The organism is Micromonospora sp. NPDC050417 (assembly GCF_044458865.1).
GTDB lineage: Bacteria > Actinomycetota > Actinomycetes > Mycobacteriales > Micromonosporaceae > Micromonospora_G.
In genome coordinates this window covers 143,331-168,939 of the sequence record NZ_JBITIH010000003.1, presented here as the reverse complement: position 1 = coordinate 168,939, position 25,609 = coordinate 143,331, and the positions used below count along the sequence as shown (strand labels likewise).

The following is a 25,609-nucleotide window of genomic DNA, read 5'->3' as shown; positions in this document are numbered from 1 at the left end:
GATGGCGAAGAAGGCGCTGATCCTCAAAGCGGCCGCGAAGCCGAAGTTCTCGGTTCGCGCCTACACCCGCTGCCAGCGGTGTGGTCGCCCGAAGGCGGTCTACCGCAAGTTCGGGCTCTGCCGCGTGTGCATCCGGGAAATGGCCCACCGTGGTGAGCTGCCCGGCGTGTCCAAGGCTTCCTGGTAAAGGCCCAGCAGCGTCCTGACCGTTGGTCGGGGCGAGGATCGCAACGCCGTAGGCCCCGGGCCGTGTGCCCCGGGAACCGCGGTGAGAAAGGCTGACGAAAACCAATGACTATGACTGACCCGATCGCAGACATGCTCACGCGTCTGCGTAACGCCAACCAGGCGTACCACGACCGGGTGACGATGCCCTACTCGAAGATCAAGGCGAACATCGCCGAGGTCCTCAAGACCGAGGGTTACATCGCCACCTGGTCGGTCGAGGAGCCCGAAGAGGGTGTCGTCGGCAAGCGGCTGGTCGTCGAGCTGAAGTACGGCCAGAGCCGCGAGCGGAGCCTGGCGGGCATCAAGCGCGTCTCCAAGCCCGGTCTCCGGGTGTACGCCAAGTCGGACGAGCTCCCCCGGGTGCTCGGTGGGCTGGGCGTGGCGATCATTTCGACGTCCCAGGGCCTGCTCACCGACCGGCAGGCCCGCAAGCGGAGCGTTGGCGGGGAAGTCCTCGCCTTCGTCTGGTAACGGGAGACAGGTAGAAATGTCGCGTATTGGACGTAAGTTGATCCCGGTGCCCGCCGGAGTCGACGTCACGATCACCGGGCCGACCGTCAAGGTCAAGGGCCCGAAGGGCGAGCTCTCGCACACCCTCGCTGAGCCGATCAAGGCGGAGCGGGCCGAGGACGGTCAGCTGGAGGTGACCCGTCCGAACGACGAGCGTCGCGCCAAGGAGCTGCACGGTCTGAGCCGCACGCTGGTGGCCAACATGATCGTCGGGGTGACCGAGGGCTACCGTAAGACGCTGGAGATCGCCGGCACGGGTTACCGGGTCACCGCCAAGGGCAGCGACCTGGAGTTCGCGCTCGGGTTCTCCCACCCGGTCCTGGTCCCGGCTCCGGCGGGGATCACCTTCACGGTCGAGCGGCCCACGCTGTTCCACGTGGCCGGCATCGACAAGCAGTTGGTTGGTGAGGTCGCCGCCAAGATCCGGAAGATCCGGCCGCCGGAGCCCTACAAGGGCAAGGGCGTGAAGTACCAGGGCGAGGTCATCCGCCGTAAGGCTGGAAAGGCAGGTAAGAAGTGAGCGCCACGCTGCTCAAGCGCCGTCGCGGCGTTGCCGCCAAGCGCGCCGTCGGGCGGGCGCGGCGACACTTCCGGGTCCGCAAGAACGTCAGCGGCACCTCCGACCGTCCGCGGCTGGTTGTCACCCGCTCGCTCCGGCACATCACGGCCCAGGTGGTCGACGACACCAAGGGTCACACCCTGGCGTCGGCTTCCAGCCTGGACACGTCGCTCCGCGGCGGCGAGGGCGACAAGAGCGCCCTGGCCGGCAAGGTCGGCGCACTGCTGGCCGAGCGGGCGAAGGCCGCCGGCATCTCCAAGGTCGTCTTCGACCGCGGTGGCAACCGGTACGCGGGGCGGATCGCCGCGCTCGCCGACGCCGCCCGCGAAGCCGGGCTCGAGTTCTGACGGGCGTCTGATGCGCGTCGGACGAGGATCGCAAGTTAGTAACCCCGTCACGAGAGATAAGGAAGGCTGCTGATGCCAGGTCAACAGCGCCGTGGCGGCGGGTCCGGTGGCAACGAGGGTGGTCGCCGCGACAACCGCCGTGAGGGCGGCCGCGGAAACGCGCCCGTCGAGAAGACGCCGCACATCGAGCGGGTCGTCGCGATCAACCGTGTCGCCAAGGTCGTGAAGGGTGGTCGTCGCTTCAGCTTCACCGCCCTGGTGATCGTGGGCGACGGCGACGGCACCGTCGGTGTGGGCTACGGAAAGGCCAAGGAGGTGCCCGCGGCGATCGCCAAGGGCGTCGAGGAGGCCAAGAAGCACTTCTTCAAGGTGCCGCGGATCGCCGCGTCGATTCCGCACCCGGTCCAGGGTGAGGACGCCGCTGGCGTGGTGCTGCTCAAGCCGGCCAGCGCCGGTACCGGTGTGATCGCCGGTGGACCGGTGCGTGCCGTGCTGGAGTGCGCCGGTATCCACGACGTGCTCTCCAAGAGCCTCGGATCGTCGAACCCGATCAACATCGTGCACGCCACCGTCGCGGCCCTGAAGGGGCTGGAGTCGCCGGAGGCGGTTGCCAAGCGTCGTGGCCTGCCGGTGGAGGACGTCGCGCCGGCCGCCATGCTGGCGGCGCGGGCGGGGGTGACCCGCTGATGGCACGGCTCAAGGTCACCCAGCTCCGATCCGACATCGGGACCAAGCACAACCAGCGGGAGTCCCTGCGGTCGCTCGGTCTCAAGCGGATCAATGACGTGGTGGTCAAGGAGGACCGCCCCGAGATTCGGGGCATGATCTTCACCGTGAGCCACCTCGTGAAGGTCGAGGAGGTCGAGTAATGACGATCAAGGTCCATCACCTGCGCCCGGCGCCCGGTGCCAAGACCGCCAAGACCCGCGTGGGTCGTGGTGAAGGCTCCAAGGGCAAGACCGCCGGTCGGGGCACCAAGGGCTCCAAGGCCCGCAAGAACATCTCGGCGGCGTTCGAGGGTGGGCAGATGCCCATCCACATGCGCCTGCCGAAGCTGAAGGGCTTCAAGAACCCCTTCCGCGTGGAGTTCCAGGTTGTGAATCTGGACCGGCTCGCGGAGTTGTTCCCCAAGGGCGGCCAGATCGGTCCGGCCGAGCTCGTCGAGGCGGGTGCGGTCCGCAAGGGCCAGCCGGTCAAGGTGCTCGGTGCCGGAGATCTCGGCGGCGTGACGCTCCAGGTGTCGGCACACGCGTTCAGTGCGTCGGCCAAGGAGAAGATCGCGGCTGCTGGCGGCTCGACCACCGAGCTGTAGGACGAACGCGGCCTTGGCGCCCGTCAGTTGTCTGCAACTGACGGGCGCCAAGGTCTACTAAGGGGCCGTGCCCCTCGTTAACATCGGACCCGGTGTATGTTCATGGGCGCACCTGCCCGGATCGGCGCCGGGCTGTTAGAGTCCGATCCCAGCACTGGTATCGGGCTACCGCTCGACGACCACCCTAAGCCGCGCCGGACCACCGGCGGCCCGCCTCGCGCAGGAGGATGAAGTTGCTCTCCGCCTTTTTCAGTGCGTTTCGTACGCCTGACCTGCGCAAGAAGCTGCTGTTCACAGTAGCTATCATCGGCGTCTACCGACTCGGTGCGACGCTCCCCAGCCCGGGTGTCTCCTTCGGCAACGTGCAGAAGTGTCTGGACACGATCCAGACCGACGGCGTGCTGTCGCTGTTGAACCTCTTCTCCGGCGGCGCGCTACTGTCGCTGTCGGTCTTCGCGCTGGGCATCATGCCCTACATCACCGCCTCGATCATCCTTCAGCTGCTCACCGTGGTTATTCCGCGGTTGGAGCAGCTCCGCAAGGAGGGTCAGTCCGGGCAGGCGAAGATCACCCAGTACACGCGCTACCTGACGCTCGGCCTGGGCGTGCTGCAGGCGTCCGCGTTCGTCGCGCTGGCCCGCTCCGGGCAGCTCTTCAACAACCAGTGCGACAACTTCCCCATCGTCCCGGAGAACACCGGGCTGCCGATGTGGCTCACCCTGACGGTGCTGGTCATCACGATGACCGCGGGCACGGGTGTGGTCATGTGGCTCGGTGAGCTGATCACCGACCGGGGCGTCGGCAACGGCATGTCGGTCCTGATCTTCACCTCGATCGCCGCGCGGCTGCCCGGCGAGGGTTGGTCGATCAAGACCTCCAAGGGCTGGGGGATGTTCTTCCTGGTCATCCTGCTGGTCCTGGTGGTCATCTCGCTGGTGGTCTTCATCGAGCAGGCGCAGCGCCGGATTCCGGTGCAGTACGCGAAGCGGATGATCGGCCGGCGGATGTACGGCGGTACCTCGACCTACATCCCGCTCAAGGTGAACCAGGCCGGTGTCATCCCGGTCATCTTCGCCTCGTCGCTGCTCTACCTGCCCCAGTTGGCGCTGCAGTTCTTCGACCAGAACAACCCGGGCGACGTACAGGCGTGGATCCAGAACAACCTGGTGAGCCCGAGCAGCCCGACGCACATCATCGCGTACTTCCTGCTGATCATCTTCTTCACGTACTTCTACGTCTCGATCACGTTCAACCCGACCGAGGTCGCGGACAACATGAAGAAGTACGGCGGGTTCGTGCCGGGTATCCGCCCGGGCAAGCCGACCGCTGACTACCTCGACTTCATCCTCAGCCGGATCACTCTTCCCGGCGCCTTCTACCTGGGCCTGATCTCGATCCTGCCGAACTTCTTCTTCATCTGGCTGGACAACCAGCAGTACCAGAACTTCCCGTTCGGTGGTACCGCGGTGCTGATCATGGTTGGTGTGGGTCTGGAGACGGTGAAGCAGATCGAGAGCCAACTCATGCAGCGGAACTACGAAGGGTTCCTGCGCTAGATGCGACTCGTTCTGGTTGGTCCCCCTGGGGCGGGCAAGGGGACCCAGGCCGAGTTCATCGCCGCCCAGCTGGCCGTGCCCAAGATCTCGACCGGGGACATCTTCCGCGCCAACGTCACCCAGGGCACGCCGCTGGGGGTCGAGGCCAAGCGGTACATGGACGCCGGCAAGTTGGTGCCCGACGAGGTCACCATCAACATGGTCCGGGGTCGGCTCGCCGAGCCGGACGCCGCCGAGGGATTCCTGCTCGACGGCTTCCCGCGTACGACGCCGCAGGCGGCCGCGCTGGACAAGCTCCTGGCCGACCTGGGCACCGCGCTCGACCTGGTGATGGAACTGGTCGTGGACGACGACGAGGTGATCCGCCGGCTCTCCGGCCGGCGGACCTGTCGGGGCTGCGGCAAGATCTGGCACATCGAGTTCGACGCGCCGACCAAGCAGGGGATCTGCGACCGGTGCGGGTCCGAGCTGTTCCAGCGCGACGACGACAAGGCCGAGACGATCGCCGAGCGGCTGCGCGAGTACGCGGATAAGACCGCGCCGCTGGTCGACTACTACGGTGCCCAGGGCAAGCTGGTGGGAATCGACGCCACCGGACCGGTGGAGGACGTCACGGTCCGGGCTATCGATGCGCTGCGCTCGTACGGCGGATAGGCTCTGATTTCCAGCATCGGCGTGGGTGCGTGTGGGGTGGATGTGGCGCCCCACCGCACCCCCGCTCTGGGAGGTCAGGCTTGATCCCGTCCCGGGGCACACGGAGGGGCCGAGCCCCGGGCGTGACCGTGGAGCGGCCGACAGCCAGAGAGCTGAACGTGTCACGGGCAGGCGAATAGTGGCGGGTGCCGGGGTAAGCCCGGTGACCGCGAGGGAAAGGTAGACCCGGCATGCGCCGTCACCAGCTGGACATCCAGCTGAAGACCCCGGAGCAGATCGACAAGATGCGGTCGGCCGGACTGGTCGTCGCGGCGGCGTTGGCCCGCATGCGCGAGGCGGTCGCTCCCGGGATCTCCACTGCGGAACTCGACGCCATCGCCGAATCGGTGATCCGGGATGCCGGGGCGATCCCGTCGTTCAAGGGCTACCACGGATTCCCGGCCTCGATTTGTTCCTCCGTCAACGAGCAGGTTGTGCACGCCATCCCCGCCGCCGACCAGGTGCTGCGGGAGGGAGACCTGATCTCCATCGACTGCGGCGCGGTCCTGGACGGATGGCACGGAGACGCGGCCATCACGGTCGGGGTCGGTGAGGTTCAGCCCGAGCTGCTCCGGATGGCCGAGGTCGCCGAGGACGCGATGTGGGCCGGTATCGCCGCCGCGGCGCGTGGTGCGGCGAACGGACGCGGCCGGCTGACCGACATCTCGGCCGCGGTCGAGATCGCGGTTCGCAAGGGCGGGCGGTACGGCATTGTCGACGGCTACGGCGGGCACGGCATCGGGACCGAGATGCACCAGGATCCGCATGTGCTCAACCACGGGCGGCCGGGGCGTGGGCCCCGCCTGGTGCCCGGGATGGCACTGGCGATCGAGCCGATGATCACGTTGGGGTCGCCGCGCACGGCCGAGCTGGACGACGGTTGGACCGTGGTGACCCGGGACAACTCCGTCGCGGCCCATGTCGAGCACTCGATGGCGCTGCTCCCGGACGGCGTGTGGGTGCTCACCGCCGTGGACGGGGGCCGGGCACGGCTCGGTGATCTGGTCACGTCACGCCAGCCGGCCACCTCGTCTTCGAGCTGAACGTCCTCGGGCTCGCCAGCGTGGAGGTGGCAGCCTCGTACCCCTGTGGGGGCGAGTCGCGGGCGGCGTACGCCGCGGAGACGTACGAGGAGCTGGACGCCGCGTCGGCGGTGCGCCGGAACCGGCGGCACCCGAGCGGGTGGGAGTCCTCCCGGCGGGTGGCCGGATGACCTCCGACCCACTGGTCCCTGGCCGGACGTCGTCATCTCGGTGAGGCCGGCCGTTGGCTGCCTGACAACCGGACGCCGTACGTCTCGGTGTCGCCTCTGACAGGCTGCGGGCTGGGCAGGAGCGGCCGGATCGGCGACGCCGGACGGTCGGCCGGGCGCCGGGGCAGGGGGCGTCGAGTGGTCGGGGAGGCTGGCACCTCGGCGGAAAGGCCGACTAGTATCGGCTGGTTCGTCCGATCCGCCACACCGGGGCTACCTCGGTTTGGCGTCGATCCGTGGGCGGGCGTACACTGGCTGATCGGCGCACAGCGTCCACTCCGGCATGCCCACCCTGCGCTTCGGTGGGAGTCGGAGCCGCGGCTGGTCCGGTTGGCTGATCTTGATTGAGGCAGGCATCCGGGTAAGGCGTTGTGAGCCGTCCGGAGTTACCGACGTCAGGACAGCGGAGGACATGCCGAAAAAAGACGGAGCCATCGAGATTGAGGGCCGGGTCATTGAGCCGCTCCCGAACGCCATGTTCCGGGTCGAGCTTGCGAACGGCCACAAGGTGCTGGCTCACATCAGCGGCAAGATGCGGCAGCACTACATCCGCATCCTGCCCGAGGACCGGGTTGTCGTCGAGCTTTCGCCGTACGACCTGACCCGCGGGCGCATCGTCTACCGCTACAAGTGAATCCAGGTTCGGATTCAGTCATCTGACGACGGCCGGAATGTCCGTGTCCGTCCTCGAAGTCCAGCGCCGTGCGTACGTCGCTGGGCCTTATGGGAAGTAAGGCAAACCCGTGAAGGTCAAGCCGAGCGTCAAGCGGATCTGCAACAAGTGCCGGGTCATCCGCCGGCACGGCCGGGTCATGATCATCTGCAGCGACCCGCGCCACAAGCAGCGCCAGGGCTGATCCGGTCGGCCGGCCACTAGACAGGCCGGTGTCGGGCAGCCTCGTCGCCGATCCGCAAGCGCAAGAGGATCCAGTAACACAGCAATAGCTCGTCCCAGCCGCGAGCGCGCCGTCGTGTGATGCGTCGGTTCTCGTGGCTCACCCCCGGTCGGAGGCCGGGGCCCGCCGGGGCAGGCGGGATGGGCCGGGCCAGAGACCTCCGCGAGAAAACACGAGGAGTACGCCCGCGCATGGCACGTCTAGCCGGCGTCGACCTCCCCCGCGAAAAGCGGATGGAGATCGCGCTCACTTACATTTTCGGGGTCGGTCGGACCCGGGCCGTCGAAACGCTCGCTGCGACCGGGATCTCTCCGGACAAGCGCGCCAAGGACCTCACGGACGAGGAGCTGGTCCAGCTCCGCGACCACATCGACGCGAACTACAAGGTTGAGGGTGACCTGCGCCGCGAGGTCGCCGCTGATATCCGCCGCAAGGTCGAGATCGGTTGCTACGAGGGCATCCGGCACCGCCGGGGCCTGCCCGTACGTGGTCAGCGGACCCGTACCAACGCCCGGACCCGCAAGGGCCCGAAGCGGACCGTGGCAGGCAAGAAGAAGGCCGGCCGGAAGTAACAACCGCTCCGGCCACGTCCTCAGGACACGGCCGGGTATCCCACACTAGGAGCGCACAGACTTATGCCACCGAAGGCTCGCGCCGGAGCCGCTGTAAAGAAGGTTCGGCGCAAGGAACGCAAGAACGTCGCCCATGGGCAGGCGCACATCAAGAGCACCTTCAACAACACCATCGTGTCGATCACGGACCCGACTGGTGCGGTCATCTCCTGGGCCTCCGCCGGCCAGGTCGGCTTCAAGGGCTCCCGCAAGTCGACTCCGTTCGCCGCGCAGCTGGCCGCCGAGGCGGCCGCCCGCCGGGCGATGGAACACGGCATGCGCAAGGTCGACGTGTTCGTCAAGGGCCCCGGCTCCGGCCGGGAGACCGCTATCCGTTCGCTGCAGGCCGTCGGGCTGGAGGTCGGGCAGATCTCCGACGTCACCCCGCAGCCGCACAACGGGTGCCGTCCGCCGAAGCGTCGTCGGGTCTGAGAGGTAGAGAGAGATGGCTCGTTACACCGGTGCAGACTGCCGCCGTTGCCGGCGGGAGAAGATGAAGCTGTTCCTCAAGGGCAGCAAGTGCGATGGCCCGAAGTGCCCGTTCGAGTCCCGGCCGTTCCCGCCCGGACAGCACGGCCGGGGTCGGACCAAGGAGACCGAGTACCTGCTCCAGCTTCGTGAGAAGCAGAAGGCCCGTCGTGTCTACGGCGTGCTGGAGAAGCAGTTCCGCGGTTACTACGAGGAGGCCGTGGCCAAGCAGGCGAAGACCGGTGAGGTCCTCCTGCAGATCCTCGAGTCGCGGCTGGACAACGTGGTCTACCGGGCTGGCTACGCCCAGTCCCGGGACATGGCCCGCCAGTTGGTCAAGCACGGTCACTTCATCGTGAACGGCAAGAAGGTCGACATCCCGTCGTACCGCATCAAGGAACACGACATCATCGAGGTTCGGGGCAAGTCCAAGGAGATGACCCCGTTCGTCGTCGCGCAGGCCCAGTCGGGTTCGCGCACGGTGCCGGCCTGGCTGGAGGCGATCCCCAGCCAGATGAAGATCCTGGTGCACTCGCTCCCGGCCCGGCAGGTCATCGACACGCAGGTCCAGGAACAGCTGATCGTCGAGCTCTACTCCAAGTAGGGCTGAAACCGCTCGGCCCGGTCCGGGGTCGGCCGTACGGCACGCCACTGGTGTTGCCGTACGGCCGACCCGGGTCGGATCCCGGGTGGTCGCCAGTTCGCTGGCATGGCGGTAAAGACGGGCGTCAAATGGTGGGCGCCCCGAAACAAGGAGAACTGAAGTGCTCATCACCCAGCGGCCGACCCTCTCGGAGGAGTCGATCAGCGAGACCCGGTCCCGGTTCACGATCGAACCGCTTGAGCCGGGCTTCGGTTACACCCTGGGCAACTCCCTGCGCCGTACGCTGCTGTCGTCCATCCCGGGCGCGGCCGTGACGTCGATCAAGATTGACGGCGTGCTGCACGAGTTCACCACGATCCCCGGTGTCAAGGAGGACGTGGTCGAGCTGGTCATGAACGTCAAGGAGCTCTGCGTCAGCTCCGACCACGACGAGCCGGTCAGCATGTACCTGCGCAAGCAGGGTCCCGGCGATGTCACCGCCGCGGACATCCAGCCGCCGGCCGGAGTGTCGGTGCACACCGGTGACCTCAAGCTCGCCACCCTGAACGGCAAGGGCCGGCTCGACATGGAGCTGACCGTCGAGCGGGGCCGGGGTTACGTCACCGCCGCGCAGAACAAGCAGGCCGGCGCCGAGATCGGCCGGATCCCGGTCGACTCGATCTACTCGCCGGTGCTGAAGGTGACCTACCGGGTCGAGGCCACCCGGGTCGAGCAGCGGACGGACTTCGACCGCCTGATCATCGACGTCGAGACCAAGGCGTCGATCGGCCCGCGTACCGCTCTGGCGTCCGCCGGTTCCACCCTGGTCGAGCTCTTCGGCCTGGCCCGGGAGCTGGACGAGACGGCGGAGGGCATCGACATCGGCCCGTCGCCGCAGGACGCGCAGCTCGCTGCCGACCTGGCACTGCCGATCGAGGAGCTCGACCTCACCGTCCGCTCCTACAACTGCCTCAAGCGCGAGGGCATCAACTCCGTTGGTGAGCTCATCGGGCGTACCGAGGCAGACCTCCTCGACATCCGGAATTTCGGTCAGAAGTCGATCGACGAGGTCAAGATGAAGCTCGCCGGGATGGGCCTGGGGCTGAAGGACTCTGCCCCGAACTTCGACCCGGCGCACGTCGTGGACACCTTTGGCGAGGGCGACTACGACACCGACGACTACCGCGAGACCGAGCAGCTTTGATTTTCGGCTAGCTGGAGATCAGCTGCCCACTACTGAGGAGCACCAAGCATGCCCACGCCCACCAAGGGTCCCCGCCTCGGCGGCAGCCCCGCGCACGAGCGGCTGATGCTGGCCAACCTGGCCACCGCGCTGTTCCAGCACGGCAAGATCAAGACGACCGAGACCAAGGCCAAGCGGCTGCGGCCCCTGGCGGAGCAGTTGATCACCAAGGCGAAGCGCGGCGACCTGGCCAGCCGTCGTAAGGTGCTCGGCACGGTGCGGGACAAGGACGTCGTCTACACCCTGTTCGACCAGATCGCCCCCCGGTACGCGAACCGTCCCGGTGGCTACACCCGGATCGTGAAGACCGGGCCGCGTAAGGGCGACAACGCCCCCATGGCGATCATCGAGCTGGTCGAGGAACTGGTCGTCACCGCCCCGACGGCCGGCACCCCGCAGAAGTCGGCCGCCCGCAAGGCGGCTCAGCAGGACAAGGTCGAGGCGCTCGCCCCCGAGGACGAGACCACCGAGACCGGCCCGGCTGACCAGGACGCCGAGGCACCGGAGTCGGTGTCGGGCGACACGGCGGCTGCCCGCGAGGACAGCGACGAGGCCAACGAAGCCAAGTCCTGACCACAGGCAACGTCGGGCCCGGCACCCCTTCGGGGGTGCCGGGCCCGCGCATTTCCGCCGGTGGCGGGTACAGGCCCGCCCACGGCTTCCGGCCCGCCGACGGCTTCCCCCCCCAGGGCCAGCACCAGCGCCGCCGATGGCGGCTTCACAGGAGGTACGCCAGTGGTCGGTCACACCCGGGTACGGCTGGACGTCGCCTACGACGGCACCGACTTCTCCGGCTGGGCGGCCCAGCCCGGACGCCGTACCGTCGCGGGTGTCCTCACCGAGGTGCTGTCGAAGGTGCTCGGCGCGGATGCGGTGACCGGGCTGACCGTCGCCGGGCGGACCGACGCCGGTGTACACGCCACCGGTCAGGTGTGCCACGTCGACCTCGCGGACGCCGCCTGGAAGCCGCTCGCCGACTCGCTCCTGCGCCGACTCGCCGGACTCCTGCCGGGTGACGTACGGGTTCGTACGGTCACCGAGGTTCCGGCGGAGTTCGACGCCCGGTTCTCGGCGACCTTCCGCCGCTACGAGTACCGCGTGACCGATGCCCCGTACGGGGTGGAGCCGCTGCGCCGGCACGAGATCCTGGCCTGGCCCCGCTCGTTGGAACTCGCCGCCCTGGCGCACGCGGCGGCCGGACTCGTCGGCGAGCACGATTTCGCCGCGTACTGCCGGCGCAAGGAACACGCGACGACGCTGCGCGAGGTCACCCGGCTGGACTGGCGCCGGGACCCGGACGGGATCCTGGTGGCCACGGTCCAGGCGGACGCGTTCTGCCAGTCGATGGTGCGCAGCCTGGTCGGGGCGATGCTGGTGGCCGGCGACGGGCGTCGGCCGGTCGAGTGGCCGGCGAGCCTGCTGACCCGGCGGGAACGGTCGAGCGAGGTCACCGTGGCGCCGGCCCACGGGTTGACCCTGGTCGAGGTCGGTTATCCCGAAGACCCCGCCGGATACGCCGACCGCGCGGAGCGTACCCGTCGGTTGCGACTGCCGGCGGAAGCCTGACGGCGGTCCGGTGTCCGCCCGCGCCGACTCAGGAGACCGGCTTCGCTTCCACCGGTGACTCCACCGGTGTGGTCGCCCGCCGTTCCAGGACACCGCCGCGCAGGTGCAGTTCGATCATGTCGAAGAGGATCTGTCGGGCGTACGGGTCGTTGTCGCCGATCGCCGTCCGGTCGGACTTCGCGATCACGCAGAAGATCAGGAAGTGACCGCGTACGTGCCAGCCGACCTGTGCGGAGGCGAGGGCGATCGCCTCGGTGCCCGAGCCTGCGGCGAGGCCCTGGAACCGACCCTTGCCACCGTCCACGATCGGCTTGATCCGTTGGTGCGCCCACTCGGCGCCGGTCGCGTCGGCGAGGTTGAACACGCCCGCGGTGACCAGGTACGCGCCGGTCGGTGACCGCAGCGTGCCGCGTACCACCTGGTTACAGCCGAGTTCGGTGAAGAGAGCGCTGATCTCACCGGAAGCGGCGGAACCGCAGTCGTCCGTCGCCTGTGTCTTGAGCACCTGGTACGGCGGCTCTTCGGCATTGATCAGGATCTGGTCGGAGGGGAAGACCTCCGCTTCGGTCAGGGGCGCCGGGTCGACCGTACGGGTGCCGATGTCCCGCACCTGTGTCGTGGGTGCCGGTGGGACGGTCCCTCGGCTGGCCCGGCCCTGCCGCTCGTCGGCCACCATGAAGTAGGAGCTGAGCCCACAGACGGCAAGCAGGACTAGTGCGCCGAGGCCACCGATCACGAACAGCCAGGTACGCCGCTGGTCGCGCACCGCGGCTACCGGAGGGGGGCCGATTCGGCCGCCGGCGAGGACCAGGGCGGTGCCGGTCCGGGCGAGGACCAGGGCCGTGCCGGGTCGGGTTCCGTCCGGGCCGGTGGCTGCGGGCGGGGTGCGGTCCTGGCCCGTTCCCCGACCGGGGGTGCGGTCCTGCCCCGTTCCCCGACCAGGGGTGCGGTCCTGCCCCGGGCCAGCCCGGTCGGGGCGGGAGAGGGACGAGTCATGCGCGGCGCCGTGTCGCCGGTCGAACCCGGCTGCGTCGTGTCCGGCTGCGTCGTGTCCGGCTGCGTCGCGTCGGGTTGCGTCGAACCCGGCTGCGTCGCGTCCGGCGTTGATCTGGCCGGCGTTGATCTGGCCGGCTCGGATCTGCGCGACGCTGACCTGGGCCACGCCGGCTCGGGGGCGTACGACCGGACCGCCGGTCGGAGGTCGCTGGGAGACCGGGCCGCCCGTCGACGACCCTTGGGCGGCCGACCGGCCGCTCGGTGATCCCTGGGCGGTCGGTTGGCCACTTGGCGATCTCTGCTCGGCCTGGCGAGGCGCCGGAGGCGGAGGTGGTGGCAGTGCCCGCCCCGGCTGCGCGGGGGGCGGCGACTGCCCGGATCTCGGCAGTGCCGGCGCGGGGAAGCGGGAAGACGGGCGGGGCGGCGCGCTGCTGCCGGCGGCCAGCCGATCCGGTCCGGTCCTGGGCGGTGGCACCGCCCGGCCCAGTGCCGGCCGTAGCGGTGCCTGCTGTGCCGGGGGCCGAGGTGCGGGCTGGTCGGCAGGCCAGCCCGGGTGCACACGCTGGCCCGGATGGGTGCGCTCGGTCGAATCCACCTGCCGCGCCGGGGCGCCGTGCTGAGCCAGGTCCGCGCGTCGGGTCGGCTCGACCCGCTGGCTGGGCAGGGGCGGTGGACCTGCCGTACCGGGCCGGCGCGGGGTCGGCGGCAACAACCAGGCCGGGCCGGAACGCTCGCCCGGTGGCGGCACCCGCCGTTGCTCGACGCCGGGGCGGCCGACCGAGGCGGCGGAACGCTCCTCCGCCTGGCGCTGGCTCGGTGGCGAGGTGGGCCGGTTCCCGCCCTGACCCTGGGCGGGCGGCGGCACCGGCGGGATCGGGGCGCCACGTGCGGGCGACCGGGGTGCGACCGGAGCCTCAGCCCAACCGTTCCCTGCGGCCTGCGGATACCGACCCGGCGGTGCCGTGGCGGGTGGTGCCGTGGCGGGCGGGATCTCCTCCTGCTCGTCGTACCCGGCATGGGGGTGGCCGCCGGCCCATCCCTGGGACGTCAGTCGATCCCCGCCGGGTCGCACCCGGCTCGCGGTGCGGTCTCCGGGCGGGGACCACCCGCCGGAACCGGAACGCTCCCCGTTCGCCATGTCGCTCAGGGTAGTGGAAAGGGCTCATTTGGCGCCTCTACCCATGAATCACGCCAGGTGAAAGACCAGACATTCGGGCAGGAAACCCTGCGTACGGTGAACACCGACCACGGATGCGACGTGAATCCGGCGGTACGCGAGAATGCGTTGCGTGACCGGCGACCATTACTTCACCGCCCAGCCCGGTACCGCCCCCGACCGCCGTGAGATCGAGTTCTCGGCCGCTGGGCGGGACTACTCGCTGATCTCCTCCGGCGGGGTCTTCTCCGCGACCAGGCTCGACCCCGGGACGGCCGTACTGCTGCGCAAGGCCGACCTGCCCGGACCCGGCACCGCCGGCCCCCTGCTCGACCTGGGTTGCGGCTACGGCCCGATCACCTGCGTGCTGGCCGACGCGGCACCGGCGGCGACGATCTGGGCGGTCGACGTCAACTCTCGTGCCCGCGACCTCGCCGCCGAGAACGCGGCCCGGATCGGTGCGGGGGACCGGGTCCGAGTGGTCGACCCGGACGAGGTGCCCGACGACGTCACCTTCACCGAGATCTGGTCCAACCCGCCGATCCGGATCGGCAAGGCCGAACTGCACACGATGCTCGCCCGCTGGCTACCGAGGCTGGCGTCGGGCGGCGTCGGCTGGCTCGTGGTGGCCCGGCACCTCGGCGGCGACTCGTTGCACCGGTGGCTGGAGGAGGAACAGGGCTGGCAGGTGGAGCGACCGGCCAGCCAGAAGGGTTATCGGGTGCTCCGGGTCACCCGGTGACGGTCGCCACCCGCCTGCCGAAAGTCGCTATCGCCGTACTGGTCGCAGAAGGCAGGATGCCGGCGTGGGTTACATAGACGTCGCCGGAGTCGGCTACACCCTGCCGGACGGCCGGGAACTCTTCGCCGACGTGTCGTTCCGGGTCGGTGAGGGCGCCAAGGTGGCCCTCGTCGGGCCGAACGGAGCGGGGAAGACCACCCTGTTGCGCATGGTCGCAGGTGACCTGGCCAGCAAGACCGGCGGTATCGCCCGTTCCGGTGGACTCGGCGTGATGCGCCAGTTCATCGGCATGATCGGCGACGAATCGACCCTGTACGACCTCGCCCTCTCCATCTCGGCGCCCGCGTTGCGGTCGGCCGGTGCCCGACTGGCCACCGCCGAGGCGGCGCTGCACGCCGCCGAGGTGCGCGGCAAGTACAGCACCGCCGCCGGCAAGGCCCAACTGGCGTATGCGGACGCGCTCGCCGCCTGGGGCGAGGCCGGCGGGTACGACGCCGAGGTCCTCTTCGACACCGTCTCCACCATCGTGCTCGACCTGCCCTGGGAACAGAGCCGGATCCGACCGGTGCGCACCCTCTCCGGAGGCCAGCAGAAGCGGTTCGCGCTGGAGATCCTGCTCCGCGGCAGTGACGAGGTGCTGCTTCTCGACGAGCCGGACAACTTCCTCGACGTACCGGGTAAGCGGTGGCTGGAGGGGCGGCTGCGGGATTCGACGAAGTCGGTGCTCTACGTCTCGCACGACCGGGAGCTGCTCTCCCAGACCTCCGACCGGGTCGTCGCCGTCGAGGGCGGCAGCGCCTGGGTGCACCCGGGCGGCTTCGGTAGCTGGCACGAGGCCCGGGTGGCCCGGCACGCCCGCCTGGACGAGCAGCGTCGTCGTTGGGACGAGGAACACCAGAAGCTGCGTGAGCTGGTGCTGATGTACAAGCAGAAGTCGGCGTACAACGACGGCTTGGCCTCGCGTTACCAGGCCGCGCAGACCCGCCTGCGCAAGTTCGAGGAGGCCGGGCCGCCTCCGGTGCCGCCGAAGGACCAGGACATCCGGATGAAGCTCGCCGGTGGCCGGACCGGCAAGCGCGCGGTCGTCTGTGAGCAGCTCGAACTGGATGGGCTGACCTACCCGTTCGACCTGGAACTCTGGTACGGCGACCGGGTGGCCGTGCTCGGTGCCAACGGAACCGGTAAGTCGCACTTCCTGCGGCTGCTCGCCCGCGGCGGCACCGACCCCGATCCTGCCAACGGCCCGGTCGACGGTGGGCACCTGCTCAAGCCGGTGCTGCATGCCGGGGTGGCCCGACTCGGTGCCCGGGTCCGGCCCGGCCACTTCTCCCAGACCCACGACCGTCCGGAACTGACGGAGAAGACCCTGGTCGAGATCCTCTGGCGGGGGGACGATCACCGCACCGGGATGGACCGGCACGCGGCCATGGCGTCGCTCAGTCGCTATGAGCTGAGCGCCCAGGGGGACCAGCGGTTCGGCACCCTTTCCGGCGGTCAGCAGGCCCGGTTCCTGGTGCTGCTGCTGGAACTCTCCGGTGCGACCCTGCTGCTGCTCGACGAACCCACCGACAACCTCGACCTCGCCTCGGCCGAGGCGTTGGAGGAGGGGCTGAGGGCGTACGAGGGGACGGTGATTGCCGTCACCCACGACCGCTGGTTCACCCGATCGTTCGACCGTTTTGTGCTTTTCCGGGGCGACGGCGACGTGGTGGAGACCACCGAACCGGTCTGGGACGTCGGCTGAGGCGTCGGGAGACGCCCCTCCGATCGCGGGAGAGGCTCTCCCACCTTGGGATCGGCCTGCTCGTCGGTGGTCGCGAAGCATAGGGTTGATCACGTGACTGAGATGACCTATCGCCGGTTGGGCGACTCCGGGCTCGTGGTGTCCGTCGTCGGCATCGGCTGCAACAACTTCGGCCGGAAGCTGGACGCGCAGGGCACCCGGGCGGTGGTCGACGCGGCACTGGAAGCCGGAATCAACTTCTTCGACACCGCCGACATCTACGGCGAACAGAAGGGCGCGTCCGAGGAGCAACTCGGCGCGGCACTCAAGGGCCGGCGTGACGACGTCGTACTGGCGACCAAGTTCGGCATGGACATGCTCGGGGCCAACGGGCCCGACTACGGGGCCCGGGGTGCCCGCCGCTACATCGCCCGCGCCGTCGAGGCGTCGCTGCGCCGGCTCGGCACCGACCACATCGACCTCTACCAGATGCACGAGGTCGACCCCGGCACGCCGATCGAGGAGACGCTGAGCGCGCTCGACGACCTGGTCCGGGCCGGTAAGGTCCGTTACCTCGGCAACTCGAACTTCTCCGGCTGGCAGATCGCCGACGCCGCGTGGGTCTCCCGTACCCGGGGCTACGCACCGTTCATCAGTGCCCAGAACCACTACAGCCTGGTGGAGCGGCACGTCGAGACCGAGATCGTCCCGGCTGCCCAGCACTTCGGCCTCGGGCTGCTGCCGTTCTTCCCGCTCGCCGACGGTCTGCTCACCGGAAAGTACAAGCGTGGGGAGCAGGCCCCGGCCGGCAGTCGGCTCTCCGGCGATGCCGCACGGTACGCGGTGCGGCTCGCCTCCGCGCCGTGGGACACCATCGAGGCGATCGAGAAGTACGCCGCCGAACGGGGTCTCACCCCGTTGCAGGTGGCGATCGGCGGTCTGGCCGCGCAGCCGGCGGTCACCTCGGTGATCGCGGGTGCGACCACTCCGGAGCAGGCGCGGGCGAACGCCGCCGCCGGTGGCTGGCAGCCCTCCGCCGACGATCTGGCCGCCCTGCGCGCCATTCTCTGATCGATCCCCGCGACCGATCTACTGGTCGATCCCCGCGACGTCGACGGGGTTCCGGGGCATGGACTGCCCCGGAACCCCCCCGGTCAGTGCGGCTGGCGGCCCAGCGTGGCCAGGAACGCCGACCAGGCGGGGGCGGCGAAGACGAGCACCGGCCCGCCCGGGTCCTTCGAGTCCCGTACCCCGACCAGAGCGGCCGGGCCGGTCAGGTCGGCGACCTCCACGCAGTTCGCGTTGGAGCCACTGCGGCTGGACGTGCGCCAGGTGGCCTCCGGGTGCGGTGTACCAGTCATCGCGGCCTCACTTCCGCTCGTGTTCGCTGGCAACCCGGGCGATGAAGCTGACCGACGCGAGCGGGCTCAACGCCGCTTCCGCGAGCCGGACCGCCTCCCGCCGGAAGAACTCGACCTGGTGCCGTTCCTCCAGGAACAGGCCGGAGATCTTGTGGTCGAGATAGACCACGGACCGGTTGTGCGGAAAGTCCAGCAGGGCGAAGGCGCCGTCCAGCCCGGTGTGCGCACCGGCGGCGAGTGGCACCACCCGGAGGGTGATGTTCGGCCGGGCGCTCACGGCGACCAGATGCCGTAGCTGCTCGGCCATCACCTGATTGCCGCCGACCGGGCGGCGCAGGGCGGCCTCGTCGATCAGGGCATGCAACGCCGGTGGGGTCTCCCGGGTGAGAATCGCCTGCCGGGCCTGCCGGGCGGCGATCCGGGGCGGTGTGTCCACTTTGCGGACGCCGCAGGACTCCATCACCGCCCGGGTGTAGTCCGGGATCTGGAGCAGGCCGGGGACCAGCAGCGGCTCGCAGCCGATGATGGTGGTCGCCTCGGCTTCGAGGTGGATCAGCGTGCGGGATTCGGCGGAGAGGCCCACCGCCGCTTCCCACCAGCGGGGTTCGGTGACCCGCTCGACCTGCCTGAGCAGCGCCGCCCGTTCCTCCCCGCTGACCCGGTAGATGACCAGCAGGGCGGTCGCGTCCTCGACCCGTACGTGCTGTCGGCCGTGTTCCAGTCGGGACAGCCGGGACGGTGGCCAGTCGAGTTCGGCTGCGACCTCACGCAGGCTCAGCCGTCGGCGTACGCGTAGTTCACGGAGCTGCATGCCGAGGTCGCGGCCGACCACGGCGGGTTGGGAACGACGTGGCAGCATCGGTCAACTTCTACGGCTGCGGGCGAGCAGGACGGCCGAGCCGGCGGCGGCGATCAGCAGCGCGCCGCCGATCAGCCACCACACGCCTTGGCTGATTCCCGTCTCCTCGGGCAACGCGACCGGATTGCCGGGTGCCGGCTTCGGCGGTTGCTGTTCGGCCTTGGCCTCGACGGCGACGGTCACCTCGGCCGGGTTCGGTGCGGGTGCGCTGACCGTGACCTGCCAGCGGCCGGGGGAGAGGACCGGTCCGGTGGTGTAGAAACCCTGCCCCTCGCCGGAGGGGTTGAGCTGGATCGGCCCGACGGTGTCACCGCTGGCGCTGGTCGCCTTGAGGACCAACCGGACCAGCGTCTCCAGTTGGTGGCCGTCGGCGTAGCTGGCCCGGATCGTCACCCCGGTCGCGCCGTCGCCGGCGACCTGGAGGTTGAGCTTGCCGTCGTGCGCGGCGGCCGGTGCCGCGGCGAGCAAGAGCATCGGTACGAGGGCCAGCGCGGCGAGCAGGACTCGCAGGGATCGCATCAGAGTTTCCTTTCGACGCGTCAACACCCGGTGCGGTGCCGCCGGCTCCAGTGTGCGTGTCGGAGCGGTCCGGCGGCAGTGGCTGTGCTGTCGCGCATCGGTGCGGTGGGAAGAGGAGCGGTGGTACGCCGGGGCGGGGGGGGGGGGGGGGGGGGCCCCCCCGCGGGGGGGGGGGGGGGGGGGGGGGGGGGGGGGGTTGGGGGGGGGGGGGGGGGGGGTGGGGGGGGGGGGGGGGGGGGGGGGGGGGGGGGGGGGGGGGGGGGGGGGGGGGGGGGGGGGGGGGGGGGGCGGGGGGGGGCCCCCCCCCCCCCCCGGCGGGGGGGGGGGGGGGGGGGGGGGGGGGGGGGGGGGGGGGTTGGGGGGGGGGGGGGGGGGGGGGGGGGGGCGCGGGCCCCCCCCCCCGCCCCGGGGTGTTGGTGCGGTGGTACGGGTGGAACCGAGGGTTAGAGCTTGCCGCCCGGGGTGATCCGGGTCGGGTCCTGCGCGAGACGTCCCGCCCCTTGGACGGGCTTGTCGGCGTTGGCCTTCACACCGGCCTTGGTGGCGGTGCCACCGAGCCGAACAATCATGGCGTCCGCGTCCCGGGTCAGGACGCCGCGTACGTCGGCGTCGGTGACCAGGGCCGTGTCGGCCACCAGTGCCTTGAACGCGGTCAACTGCTGAACCGCCCGCTTGTCGTTACCCGCCGCCTCGGACTCGCGGACCGCCGTCAGCTTGTTGGTGAGCTGCTTGTGGGCCTTGACGGAGAGGCGGTTGGTGGCCTTGAACCGGTCGATGAGGTTCTGCATGTCCCGGAACGAGGTGGTGACGAAGAACCGTACCGATGAGGTCGTCTGGTTGCCGGCCCTGTCGGTGGCGGTCACGGTCAGTTCGTGCAGACCCAGCGGAAGGTCGTAGAGGGCCTGCAGGGTGTTGTTCTGGTACGGCTGGCCGTCCAGGGTGCCGATGGTCGCTTCCAGACCGGAGGTCGGGTCGACCGCCTGCCAGGAGACCCGTACGTCGGCACTGTCGCCGTAGAGCTGGCCATCCGCGAGACCGGAGACCAGGACGGTGGGCTTGGTGCCGTCGATCTTCAGTACGGCCGACTTCAGCGTCTCGGCGTTGCCGGCCGCGTCGGTGGCCCGGTACAGCAGTTCGTGCTGCCCGTCGCCGCTGACACTGACCGCCGTGGTGTACGGCGTCCAGGGGCCGCCGTCGAGCGACCACTCCACCTTGCTGACGCCCGCACCCGCGTCCTGGGCGGCCAACGTCACCGGGATGGTCCCGGCGTGCCAACCGCTGTCGCTCGGGGGTGCGAAGGTCGCCGAGGTGACGGGCGCGGTGGCGTCGATCCTCACGTCGACGCTCTTCGCCTCCTCGGCGTTGCCGGCCTCGTCGGTGGAACGGAACCGCACCTGGTGGGCGCCGTCACCGGAGACCAGGATCGGCTCGGTGTAGGCGGTCCAGGTGGTGCCCGCGTCGAGCTGGTACTCGGTGCTGGCCACTCCGCTGCCACCGGCGTTGTCGGTGGCGGTCAGGGTCACCGTGGTGGCGCCGTTGTACCAGCCGCCGGTCGGCGTACCGGCCACCGCCGAGGTGGTCACCGGTGCGGTCGAGTCCTCGACCGTGGTGCCCACCCGGAAGTAGTCGAACGTCGCCGGCTTCGACGCCTGCTGGTTGGCGCCGAGGGTGAAGAGGCCGAACTTGGGCGTGGCGCCCACGGCCGCGTTGGTCAGGCTCCCCAACGTGGTCCAGTCGGTCCCGTCCGCCGAGTACGACGCGGTGTACGTCGTGCCCACCTTGGCCAGCCGCAGGTGCCAGATCCCCTGGGTCAGGTTCGCGGCGTTCGGCTGCGGATCCTGCACCGCGGCGGCGATCTCGCTGCGGAACTCGATCCGCCGTACCAGCGCCTGTCCGGGCTGGTTGTCGACGATGTAGTCCAGCTTCAGGTAGTTGTCGTCGTCGCCGTAGACGAGGAGACCGCCCTGCTGGTACTGCTCGTTGAACTGGCTGCCGTCGACCCTGGTCTCGATCGTCCAGTCACCGGCCGGCGCGTTCTGGAGGATGAAGTTCGACGGCGGGGTGCCGCCGGCTCCGTAGATGTCGCCGTTCGGTACGTCGATCTGCAGGCCGCCACCGGTCACCCGGTATCCGGCCGGGTTCTCCCGGACGACCGCGTTCCACTTGCACTTGTCGAGGCTGGTGCCGGCGAACTCGTCGGACGGCACGACCGGGCCGGCCGGCTCGTCCGGGGAGAGCTGGAACCAGTCGAACAGCGCGTCCACCACCGGGGCGGTGGTGTTGCCGTTCAGCGCGAAGAGCCCCACCTTCGGGTTCTCGATCCCGGCCAGTGCGGCCGACCGGCCGACCGGGGTGAAGGTCTGGCCGTCGGCCGAGAAGGCCGCGGTCAGGTTGGTGCCGTCGCTGATCAGGCGTACGTAGAACGTGTCACCGAGACCGGCGGGTGCCGGGATGGCGTCGGCGGCCTCGTTACGCGGCGTACCGGCGGTCTCCCGGATGAACTCGATCTTGCGGTTGTCGCCCCAGAGCAGGTCCACCTTGGCGTAGTTCGCATCGTCGCCGTAGAGGATCAGCCCGGCCTGGTGGTAGTTGGCGGTCGCGCTCAGCGTCACCTTCGTGGTCGCCTGCCAGGCACCGTTCGGGGCCGGCTGGAGCACCAGGTTGGTGGCGTTGTTCGTGCCGGCGTACAGGTCGCCGACCGCGGTCGGCAGCACCAGGTTGCCGTTGGCGACCGAGTAGAGCTGGTTCTCCCGGATCACGGTCGACCAGCGGTCCCGGTTCAGCGAGTTCCCGCCGAAGTCGTCCGAGCGCGCCCCGAAGCAGGACGTGTTCGGCGCGGTGACCTGGACCGGGACGGAGACGCTGGTGGAGGCACCACGGGCGTCGGTCACGGTCAGGGTGGCGGTGAAGTTGCCCGGCACGCTGTAGGTGTGGGCGGCGTTGGCGGTGTTCGCCGTACCGCCGTCACCGAAGTCCCACGCGTACGTGAGCGGGGCGTCGTTCTCCGGGTCGGTCGCCGTACTCGTGAAGGTGACCGCCACCGGCGCGATGCCGGCGGTCGGGTTCGCCGAAGCGGTGACGACCGGCGGGGCGTTGTCGGTGACACCCCGGCCGAGGAAGTCGACCCAGTTCACGTTGATGATCGCGCCGGTCCCGTTGGAACCGACCGGGTTGCGGGCCACGAAGTAGAGCGGACCGCTGGTGGTGCTCGGGGTGGTCAGGTTGGCGGTGACGTCGACGTAGGTCTGCCAACCACCCGTGCTCGGTACGTCGGCCGTCGCGACCGTGGGGCCGTCCGGAGCGCCGACGCGGACCTCGATCCGCCCGCCGCCGCCGGCCGACGCCGCCCGGAACCGGACCGAGTCGATGCCGGTCAGGTTCGCCGGGTCGAAGGCCCACCAGTCGTCGGCCTCGATCCAGCCGATGTTCTCGAACCCGCCGGCGGTGTCCTCGGTCGCCTGCCGCGCCACGCCCGGGTCACCGGTGCTGGCGCTGCCGGCGAGCCGGCCGGTGGACGAGAAGTACTCGGCCTGCTTGCGCTTCGGCTGGAGCTGCTCCAGCGCCCGCCCGGTCAGGGCGTGCGAGCCGCCGGCGCCGCCGCCGTCGGTGTAGACCGCCTCGAAGACACCGAAGACGTTCGCCTCGGCGCCGTGCCCGGAGGCGAGCAGCGTCTGGACCGAACCCTCACAGCCGGTGTACGACTGCAACGGGTGCGCGTGCTGGTCGTGGCCGAGGTAGTACTGCAGCACCACCCGGTCACAGTCGATCGTGCCGTCCTCCGGGTCGGTCACGTTGACCCTGTACTTGACCAGGTCGCCCCACTCGAAGAAGCCGCCGTCCGGCGGGAACTCGATCGAGACCGTCGGCGCGGTGTTGCCGACCGTGACCGGTACGTTCGCGACCGCGGTCCGCCCCTTGGGGTTGGTGACCGTGAGCTGCGCGTTGTAGTTGCCCGCCGCCGCGTACGTGTGCGACGGGTTCGCCTCGGTCGAGGTGGTGCTGTCGCCGAAGTTCCAGGCGTACGTCAGCGCGCCACCGTCCGGGTCACGCGACCCGGCGCTGGAGAACTGCACCGCCAGCGGTGCCGGACCCGAGGTGGGTTCGGCGTTCGCGACCGCGATCGGGGACCGCTCACCGGCGATGTAGTCGATCCGGTAGATGCCCGAGTTGTCGTTGTTGCCGCCGAAGCCGGTACCCCATTCGATCAGGTACAGCGCCCCGTCCGGACCGAACTCGAAGTCCATCGGCCGCAGCATGGTCATGCCGGTCAGCAGCTGGTTGATGTCGACCAGCGACTTGCCGTCGGCACTGACCTGCATGGTGTACATCTTGTTCTGGTTCCACTCGCCGAGCAGCGCCTTGCCGTCGTAGTAGGCCGGCCACTTCCGCTCCGAGTTCAGGTTCTCGTCGTACCGGTAGACCGGGCCGCCCATCGGCGCACCGCCGCCGCCGATCTCCGGGAACAGCGGGTTGCCGCTGTAGTCGAAGTCGACCGTGGCCGAGATGGCCGGCGGCAGGTTGGTCAGACCGGTGTTGTTCGGCGAGTTGTTCACCGGTGCGGCACAGTCGAACTTCGGCCCACTCGGCCCCGACGGGAACGGGTAGTCGTTGTACGCGTAGTTCGCACCGTGACAGTACGGCCAGCCGTAGTTGCCGGGCGTGACGATGTTCCACTCGACCGTGCCCTCGGGGCCACGGTTCGGGTTCGCCGCGCCGGCGTCCGGTCCGTAGTCACCCACGTACAGGGTGTCGGTCTCCGGGTCGACGCCGATCCGGAACGGGTTCCGGAAGCCCATCGCGTAGATCTCGGGCTTGGTCAGTGCGGTGCCCGGGGGGAAGAGGTTGCCCGCCGGCACGGTGTAGGTGCCGTCGTTCTCCGGGTGGATCCGGAGCACCTTTCCGCGCAGGTCGTTGGTGTTGCCCGAGGAACGCTGCGCGTCGAAGTCCTGCCGACCCGGCCGCTCGTCGATCGGGGTGAAGGAGTCCGACTCGAACGGGTTGGTGTTGTCACCGAGCGCCAGGTACAGGTTCCCCTGGCTGTCGAAGGTGATGCTGCCGCCCGCGTGGCAGCAGGTGTTGCGCTGCGTCGGGACCTGGAGCACGACCTTCTCGGTGGCCGGGTCGATGGTGTCGCCCTCGACCGTGAACCGGGAGAGGTAGTTACGGGCCGCCCCACCGGCGGGGGCGTAGTAGACGTACACCCACTTGTTGGTGGCGAAGCCCGGGTCGAGCTGGATGCCGAGCAGGCCGTCCTCGTTGCCGGTGAAGACCGGCAGGGTGACCGCGGTGACGGTGGTGCCGGTGTTCGGCTTGATGATCTGGATCCGGCCGTCGCGCTCGACGTAGAAGACCCGCCCGTCGGGGGCGATGTCCAGCTCCATCGGGTTGTTGGTGTTGCTGTCCAGCGACACCTTCTCGAAGCTGCTGGTCTTCGAGGCGCTGCAGTCGGCGTCCACGACACCCGCGGCGGTCTCGATGCCGCCGAGCAGGTGGGTGAGGAACTGCGGTTCCGCGTACGACTCGTTGGTGTGGCCGCCGCCGGTGTACCAGGAACGGCCACCGTCGTACTCCTGGCACCAGGCGGTCGGGTGGTCGGCGCCCATCGCGCCGGTGCCCGGGGTGTAGCTCCGCTCGTCCAGGCTGGCCAGCACGTGCACGTTGGCACGCGGGTTGGTCCGGAAGTTGTACCACTCGTCGAAGCGGGACCACTTGTCCGGCAGTCCGGCGGTGGAGGGGTGGGCCGGGTCCTCGACCTTGACCGTGGCCTGCTGGTTCGCCGGGTGCGCGTTGAAGTACGCGCCGACGAGCCCGCCGTACCACGGCCAGTTGTACTCGGTGTCGGAGGCGGCGTGGATGCCGACGTACCCGCCACCGGCCTTGACGTAGCGCTCGAACGACGCCTGCTGAGTGTCGTCGAGCACATCACCGGTGGTGGAGAGCCAGATCACGGCCTTGTAGTTGGCGAGATTGGCGTCGTTGAACGCGGTCGCGTCCTCGGTAGCGTCGACGGTGAATCCGTTCGCCGCGCCGAGTTGCTGGATGGCCGCGATGCCGGAGGGAATGGAGCCGTGCCGGAACCCGGCGGTCTTGGAGAAGACCAGTACCGAGTACGGATCGGCCGCGGCGGCTGCCGGTGCGGCCTGAGCCGCGGTTGGCGCTGCTACGAGTGCGGTCGCCGTCGAGGTGACGGCGACCGCGAGACTCAGCAGCGCGTGGCTGAGGACGCCGCGCATCGCGCGGCGCGGGCGAGGTCTTGACACGAAGGATCTCCTTCGTCCGATGAGGACAACGGGGGATCCCCGGCCGGCTCGCCGAAGACCGGTTCGGGGGTGTGGGTTTCGCCGGGTTGGCCCGCCGTGGCCGCACCGCCAAAATTTGTCTTGTCGCTGAACAAATTAATGCTGGTCAGCGCGGGGCGGGCAATACGGC

28 protein-coding genes are annotated in these 25,609 nt (G+C 69.7%); 23 read left to right on the top strand and 5 right to left on the bottom strand.

Annotated features, from left to right (window positions below; all coding sequences use genetic code 11):
• The first annotated feature begins 1 nt into the window (after position 1).
• From ACIBF5_RS05930 to truA, 19 genes are all read left to right on the top strand, one after another.
• A complete protein-coding gene (locus ACIBF5_RS05930) occupies positions 2-187 on the top strand; it encodes a type Z 30S ribosomal protein S14 (protein WP_007073023.1) in 186 nt (61 codons plus the stop codon).
• A gap of 104 nt (positions 188-291) precedes the next feature.
• Positions 292-699, top strand: a complete 408-nt coding sequence (rpsH, locus tag ACIBF5_RS05925; RefSeq protein ID WP_121158414.1) for a 30S ribosomal protein S8 — start codon at positions 292-294, stop codon at positions 697-699.
• Positions 700-715: 16 nt separating this feature from the next.
• On the top strand, positions 716-1,258 hold the full coding sequence (rplF, locus tag ACIBF5_RS05920) for a 50S ribosomal protein L6 (RefSeq protein ID WP_121158415.1): 543 nt from the start codon (positions 716-718) through the stop codon (positions 1,256-1,258).
• Positions 1,259-1,266: 8 nt separating this feature from the next.
• Entirely contained in the window at positions 1,267-1,644 is a 378-nt protein-coding gene (gene rplR, locus ACIBF5_RS05915; RefSeq protein WP_342775895.1) for a 50S ribosomal protein L18, read from the top strand.
• Positions 1,645-1,716: 72 nt separating this feature from the next.
• Entirely contained in the window at positions 1,717-2,331 is a 615-nt protein-coding gene (gene rpsE / locus ACIBF5_RS05910) for a 30S ribosomal protein S5 (RefSeq protein ID WP_121158417.1), read from the top strand.
• Entirely contained in the window at positions 2,331-2,513 is a 183-nt protein-coding gene (gene rpmD, locus ACIBF5_RS05905; RefSeq protein WP_121158418.1) for a 50S ribosomal protein L30, read from the top strand. The genes rpsE and rpmD overlap by 1 nt, the downstream gene beginning before the upstream one ends.
• Positions 2,513-2,956, top strand: a complete 444-nt coding sequence (gene rplO / locus ACIBF5_RS05900; protein ID WP_396808539.1) for a 50S ribosomal protein L15 — start codon at positions 2,513-2,515, stop codon at positions 2,954-2,956. Before rpmD ends, rplO begins: the two co-directional genes overlap by 1 nt.
• A gap of 233 nt (positions 2,957-3,189) precedes the next feature.
• Positions 3,190-4,512: a preprotein translocase subunit SecY gene (secY, locus tag ACIBF5_RS05895; RefSeq protein WP_121162475.1), complete on the top strand. Its 1,323-nt coding sequence runs from the start codon at positions 3,190-3,192 to the stop codon at positions 4,510-4,512.
• Positions 4,513-5,166 (top strand): adenylate kinase, encoded by a 654-nt coding sequence (locus ACIBF5_RS05890; RefSeq protein ID WP_396808537.1) that lies wholly within the window; start codon positions 4,513-4,515, stop codon positions 5,164-5,166.
• A 230-nt stretch (positions 5,167-5,396) separates the two neighbouring features.
• Positions 5,397-6,248 (top strand): type I methionyl aminopeptidase, encoded by an 852-nt coding sequence (map, locus tag ACIBF5_RS05885; protein WP_396808535.1) that lies wholly within the window; start codon positions 5,397-5,399, stop codon positions 6,246-6,248.
• A gap of 20 nt (positions 6,249-6,268) precedes the next feature.
• Positions 6,269-6,418: a hypothetical protein gene (locus ACIBF5_RS05880; RefSeq protein ID WP_396808533.1), complete on the top strand. Its 150-nt coding sequence runs from the start codon at positions 6,269-6,271 to the stop codon at positions 6,416-6,418.
• Positions 6,419-6,869: 451 nt separating this feature from the next.
• Positions 6,870-7,091, top strand: a complete 222-nt coding sequence (gene infA, locus ACIBF5_RS05875; RefSeq protein ID WP_007073013.1) for a translation initiation factor IF-1 — start codon at positions 6,870-6,872, stop codon at positions 7,089-7,091.
• Between the two features lie 109 nt (positions 7,092-7,200).
• Positions 7,201-7,314 (top strand): 50S ribosomal protein L36, encoded by a 114-nt coding sequence (gene rpmJ / locus ACIBF5_RS05870; RefSeq protein ID WP_088982067.1) that lies wholly within the window; start codon positions 7,201-7,203, stop codon positions 7,312-7,314.
• A gap of 230 nt (positions 7,315-7,544) precedes the next feature.
• Complete coding sequence (gene rpsM, locus ACIBF5_RS05865) at positions 7,545-7,925, top strand: 30S ribosomal protein S13 (RefSeq protein WP_396808531.1); 381 nt, start codon at positions 7,545-7,547, stop codon at positions 7,923-7,925.
• A 63-nt stretch (positions 7,926-7,988) separates the two neighbouring features.
• Positions 7,989-8,396 (top strand): 30S ribosomal protein S11, encoded by a 408-nt coding sequence (gene rpsK / locus ACIBF5_RS05860; RefSeq protein ID WP_007073011.1) that lies wholly within the window; start codon positions 7,989-7,991, stop codon positions 8,394-8,396.
• A 13-nt stretch (positions 8,397-8,409) separates the two neighbouring features.
• Complete coding sequence (rpsD, locus tag ACIBF5_RS05855) at positions 8,410-9,036, top strand: 30S ribosomal protein S4 (protein WP_121158424.1); 627 nt, start codon at positions 8,410-8,412, stop codon at positions 9,034-9,036.
• Positions 9,037-9,196: 160 nt separating this feature from the next.
• A complete protein-coding gene (locus ACIBF5_RS05850) occupies positions 9,197-10,219 on the top strand; it encodes a DNA-directed RNA polymerase subunit alpha (protein WP_396808528.1) in 1,023 nt (340 codons plus the stop codon).
• A gap of 48 nt (positions 10,220-10,267) precedes the next feature.
• Positions 10,268-10,831: a 50S ribosomal protein L17 gene (gene rplQ / locus ACIBF5_RS05845; RefSeq protein ID WP_396808527.1), complete on the top strand. Its 564-nt coding sequence runs from the start codon at positions 10,268-10,270 to the stop codon at positions 10,829-10,831.
• Positions 10,832-10,993: 162 nt separating this feature from the next.
• Entirely contained in the window at positions 10,994-11,824 is an 831-nt protein-coding gene (truA, locus tag ACIBF5_RS05840; RefSeq protein WP_396808525.1) for a tRNA pseudouridine(38-40) synthase TruA, read from the top strand.
• Positions 11,825-11,852: 28 nt separating this feature from the next.
• On the opposite strand, the gene ACIBF5_RS05835 is transcribed toward truA, so the two are convergent.
• Entirely contained in the window at positions 11,853-12,590 is a 738-nt protein-coding gene (locus ACIBF5_RS05835; RefSeq protein WP_396808524.1) for a hypothetical protein, read from the bottom strand.
• Positions 12,591-12,818: 228 nt separating this feature from the next.
• Between ACIBF5_RS05835 and ACIBF5_RS05830 the strand changes: the two genes are divergently transcribed.
• The 4 genes from ACIBF5_RS05830 (at position 12,819) to ACIBF5_RS05815 (ending at position 17,512) form a co-directional block, all read left to right on the top strand.
• Positions 12,819-13,085 carry a pentapeptide repeat-containing protein gene (locus tag ACIBF5_RS05830; protein WP_396808522.1) on the top strand — a complete coding sequence of 89 codons (267 nt, stop codon included), beginning with the start codon at positions 12,819-12,821 and terminating at the stop codon, positions 13,083-13,085.
• Between the two features lie 1,024 nt (positions 13,086-14,109).
• A complete protein-coding gene (locus tag ACIBF5_RS05825) occupies positions 14,110-14,718 on the top strand; it encodes a class I SAM-dependent methyltransferase (RefSeq protein ID WP_396808520.1) in 609 nt (202 codons plus the stop codon).
• A 64-nt stretch (positions 14,719-14,782) separates the two neighbouring features.
• Complete coding sequence (locus ACIBF5_RS05820; protein ID WP_396808518.1) at positions 14,783-16,462, top strand: ABC-F family ATP-binding cassette domain-containing protein; 1,680 nt, start codon at positions 14,783-14,785, stop codon at positions 16,460-16,462.
• A 102-nt stretch (positions 16,463-16,564) separates the two neighbouring features.
• Positions 16,565-17,512: an aldo/keto reductase gene (locus ACIBF5_RS05815; RefSeq protein WP_396808846.1), complete on the top strand. Its 948-nt coding sequence runs from the start codon at positions 16,565-16,567 to the stop codon at positions 17,510-17,512.
• Between the two features lie 83 nt (positions 17,513-17,595).
• On the opposite strand, the gene ACIBF5_RS05810 is transcribed toward ACIBF5_RS05815, so the two are convergent.
• The 4 genes from ACIBF5_RS05810 to ACIBF5_RS05795 form a co-directional block, all read right to left on the bottom strand.
• A complete protein-coding gene (locus tag ACIBF5_RS05810; RefSeq protein ID WP_396808516.1) occupies positions 17,596-17,802 on the bottom strand; it encodes a DUF397 domain-containing protein in 207 nt (68 codons plus the stop codon).
• 7 nt (positions 17,803-17,809) lie between these two features.
• Positions 17,810-18,661, bottom strand: coding sequence for a DUF5753 domain-containing protein (locus ACIBF5_RS05805; RefSeq protein WP_396808514.1), 852 nt, complete (start codon positions 18,659-18,661; stop codon positions 17,810-17,812).
• 3 nt (positions 18,662-18,664) lie between these two features.
• Positions 18,665-19,180 carry a hypothetical protein gene (locus tag ACIBF5_RS05800; RefSeq protein ID WP_396808513.1) on the bottom strand — a complete coding sequence of 172 codons (516 nt, stop codon included), beginning with the start codon at positions 19,178-19,180 and terminating at the stop codon, positions 18,665-18,667.
• 443 nt (positions 19,181-19,623) lie between these two features.
• Positions 19,624-25,413, bottom strand: coding sequence for a ThuA domain-containing protein (locus ACIBF5_RS05795; RefSeq protein WP_396808844.1), 5,790 nt, complete (start codon positions 25,411-25,413; stop codon positions 19,624-19,626).
• Between the last annotated feature and the right edge of the window lie 196 nt (positions 25,414-25,609).

Excerpts from the sequence above, each read along its gene's own strand:
- ACIBF5_RS05930 (WP_007073023.1), top strand. The coding sequence starts at position 2 with ATGGCGAAGAAGGCGCTGATCCTCAAAGCGGCCGCGAAGCCGAAGTTC.
- rpsH (WP_121158414.1), top strand. The coding sequence starts at position 292 with ATGACTATGACTGACCCGATCGCAGACATGCTCACGCGTCTGCGTAAC.
- rplF (WP_121158415.1), top strand. The coding sequence starts at position 716 with ATGTCGCGTATTGGACGTAAGTTGATCCCGGTGCCCGCCGGAGTCGAC.
- rpsE (WP_121158417.1), top strand. The coding sequence starts at position 1,717 with ATGCCAGGTCAACAGCGCCGTGGCGGCGGGTCCGGTGGCAACGAGGGT.
- rpmD (WP_121158418.1), top strand. The coding sequence starts at position 2,331 with ATGGCACGGCTCAAGGTCACCCAGCTCCGATCCGACATCGGGACCAAG.
- rplO (WP_396808539.1), top strand. The coding sequence starts at position 2,513 with ATGACGATCAAGGTCCATCACCTGCGCCCGGCGCCCGGTGCCAAGACC.
- ACIBF5_RS05890 (WP_396808537.1), top strand. The coding sequence starts at position 4,513 with ATGCGACTCGTTCTGGTTGGTCCCCCTGGGGCGGGCAAGGGGACCCAG.
- map (WP_396808535.1), top strand. The coding sequence starts at position 5,397 with ATGCGCCGTCACCAGCTGGACATCCAGCTGAAGACCCCGGAGCAGATC.
- infA (WP_007073013.1), top strand. The coding sequence starts at position 6,870 with ATGCCGAAAAAAGACGGAGCCATCGAGATTGAGGGCCGGGTCATTGAG.
- rpsM (WP_396808531.1), top strand. The coding sequence starts at position 7,545 with ATGGCACGTCTAGCCGGCGTCGACCTCCCCCGCGAAAAGCGGATGGAG.
- rpsK (WP_007073011.1), top strand. The coding sequence starts at position 7,989 with ATGCCACCGAAGGCTCGCGCCGGAGCCGCTGTAAAGAAGGTTCGGCGC.
- rpsD (WP_121158424.1), top strand. The coding sequence starts at position 8,410 with ATGGCTCGTTACACCGGTGCAGACTGCCGCCGTTGCCGGCGGGAGAAG.
- rplQ (WP_396808527.1), top strand. The coding sequence starts at position 10,268 with ATGCCCACGCCCACCAAGGGTCCCCGCCTCGGCGGCAGCCCCGCGCAC.
- ACIBF5_RS05830 (WP_396808522.1), top strand. The coding sequence starts at position 12,819 with ATGCGCGGCGCCGTGTCGCCGGTCGAACCCGGCTGCGTCGTGTCCGGC.
- ACIBF5_RS05815 (WP_396808846.1), top strand. The coding sequence starts at position 16,565 with ATGACCTATCGCCGGTTGGGCGACTCCGGGCTCGTGGTGTCCGTCGTC.
- ACIBF5_RS05810 (WP_396808516.1), bottom strand. The coding sequence starts at position 17,802 with ATGACTGGTACACCGCACCCGGAGGCCACCTGGCGCACGTCCAGCCGC.
- ACIBF5_RS05805 (WP_396808514.1), bottom strand. The coding sequence starts at position 18,661 with ATGCTGCCACGTCGTTCCCAACCCGCCGTGGTCGGCCGCGACCTCGGC.
- ACIBF5_RS05800 (WP_396808513.1), bottom strand. The coding sequence starts at position 19,180 with ATGCGATCCCTGCGAGTCCTGCTCGCCGCGCTGGCCCTCGTACCGATG.
- ACIBF5_RS05795 (WP_396808844.1), bottom strand. The coding sequence starts at position 25,413 with ATGCGCGGCGTCCTCAGCCACGCGCTGCTGAGTCTCGCGGTCGCCGTC.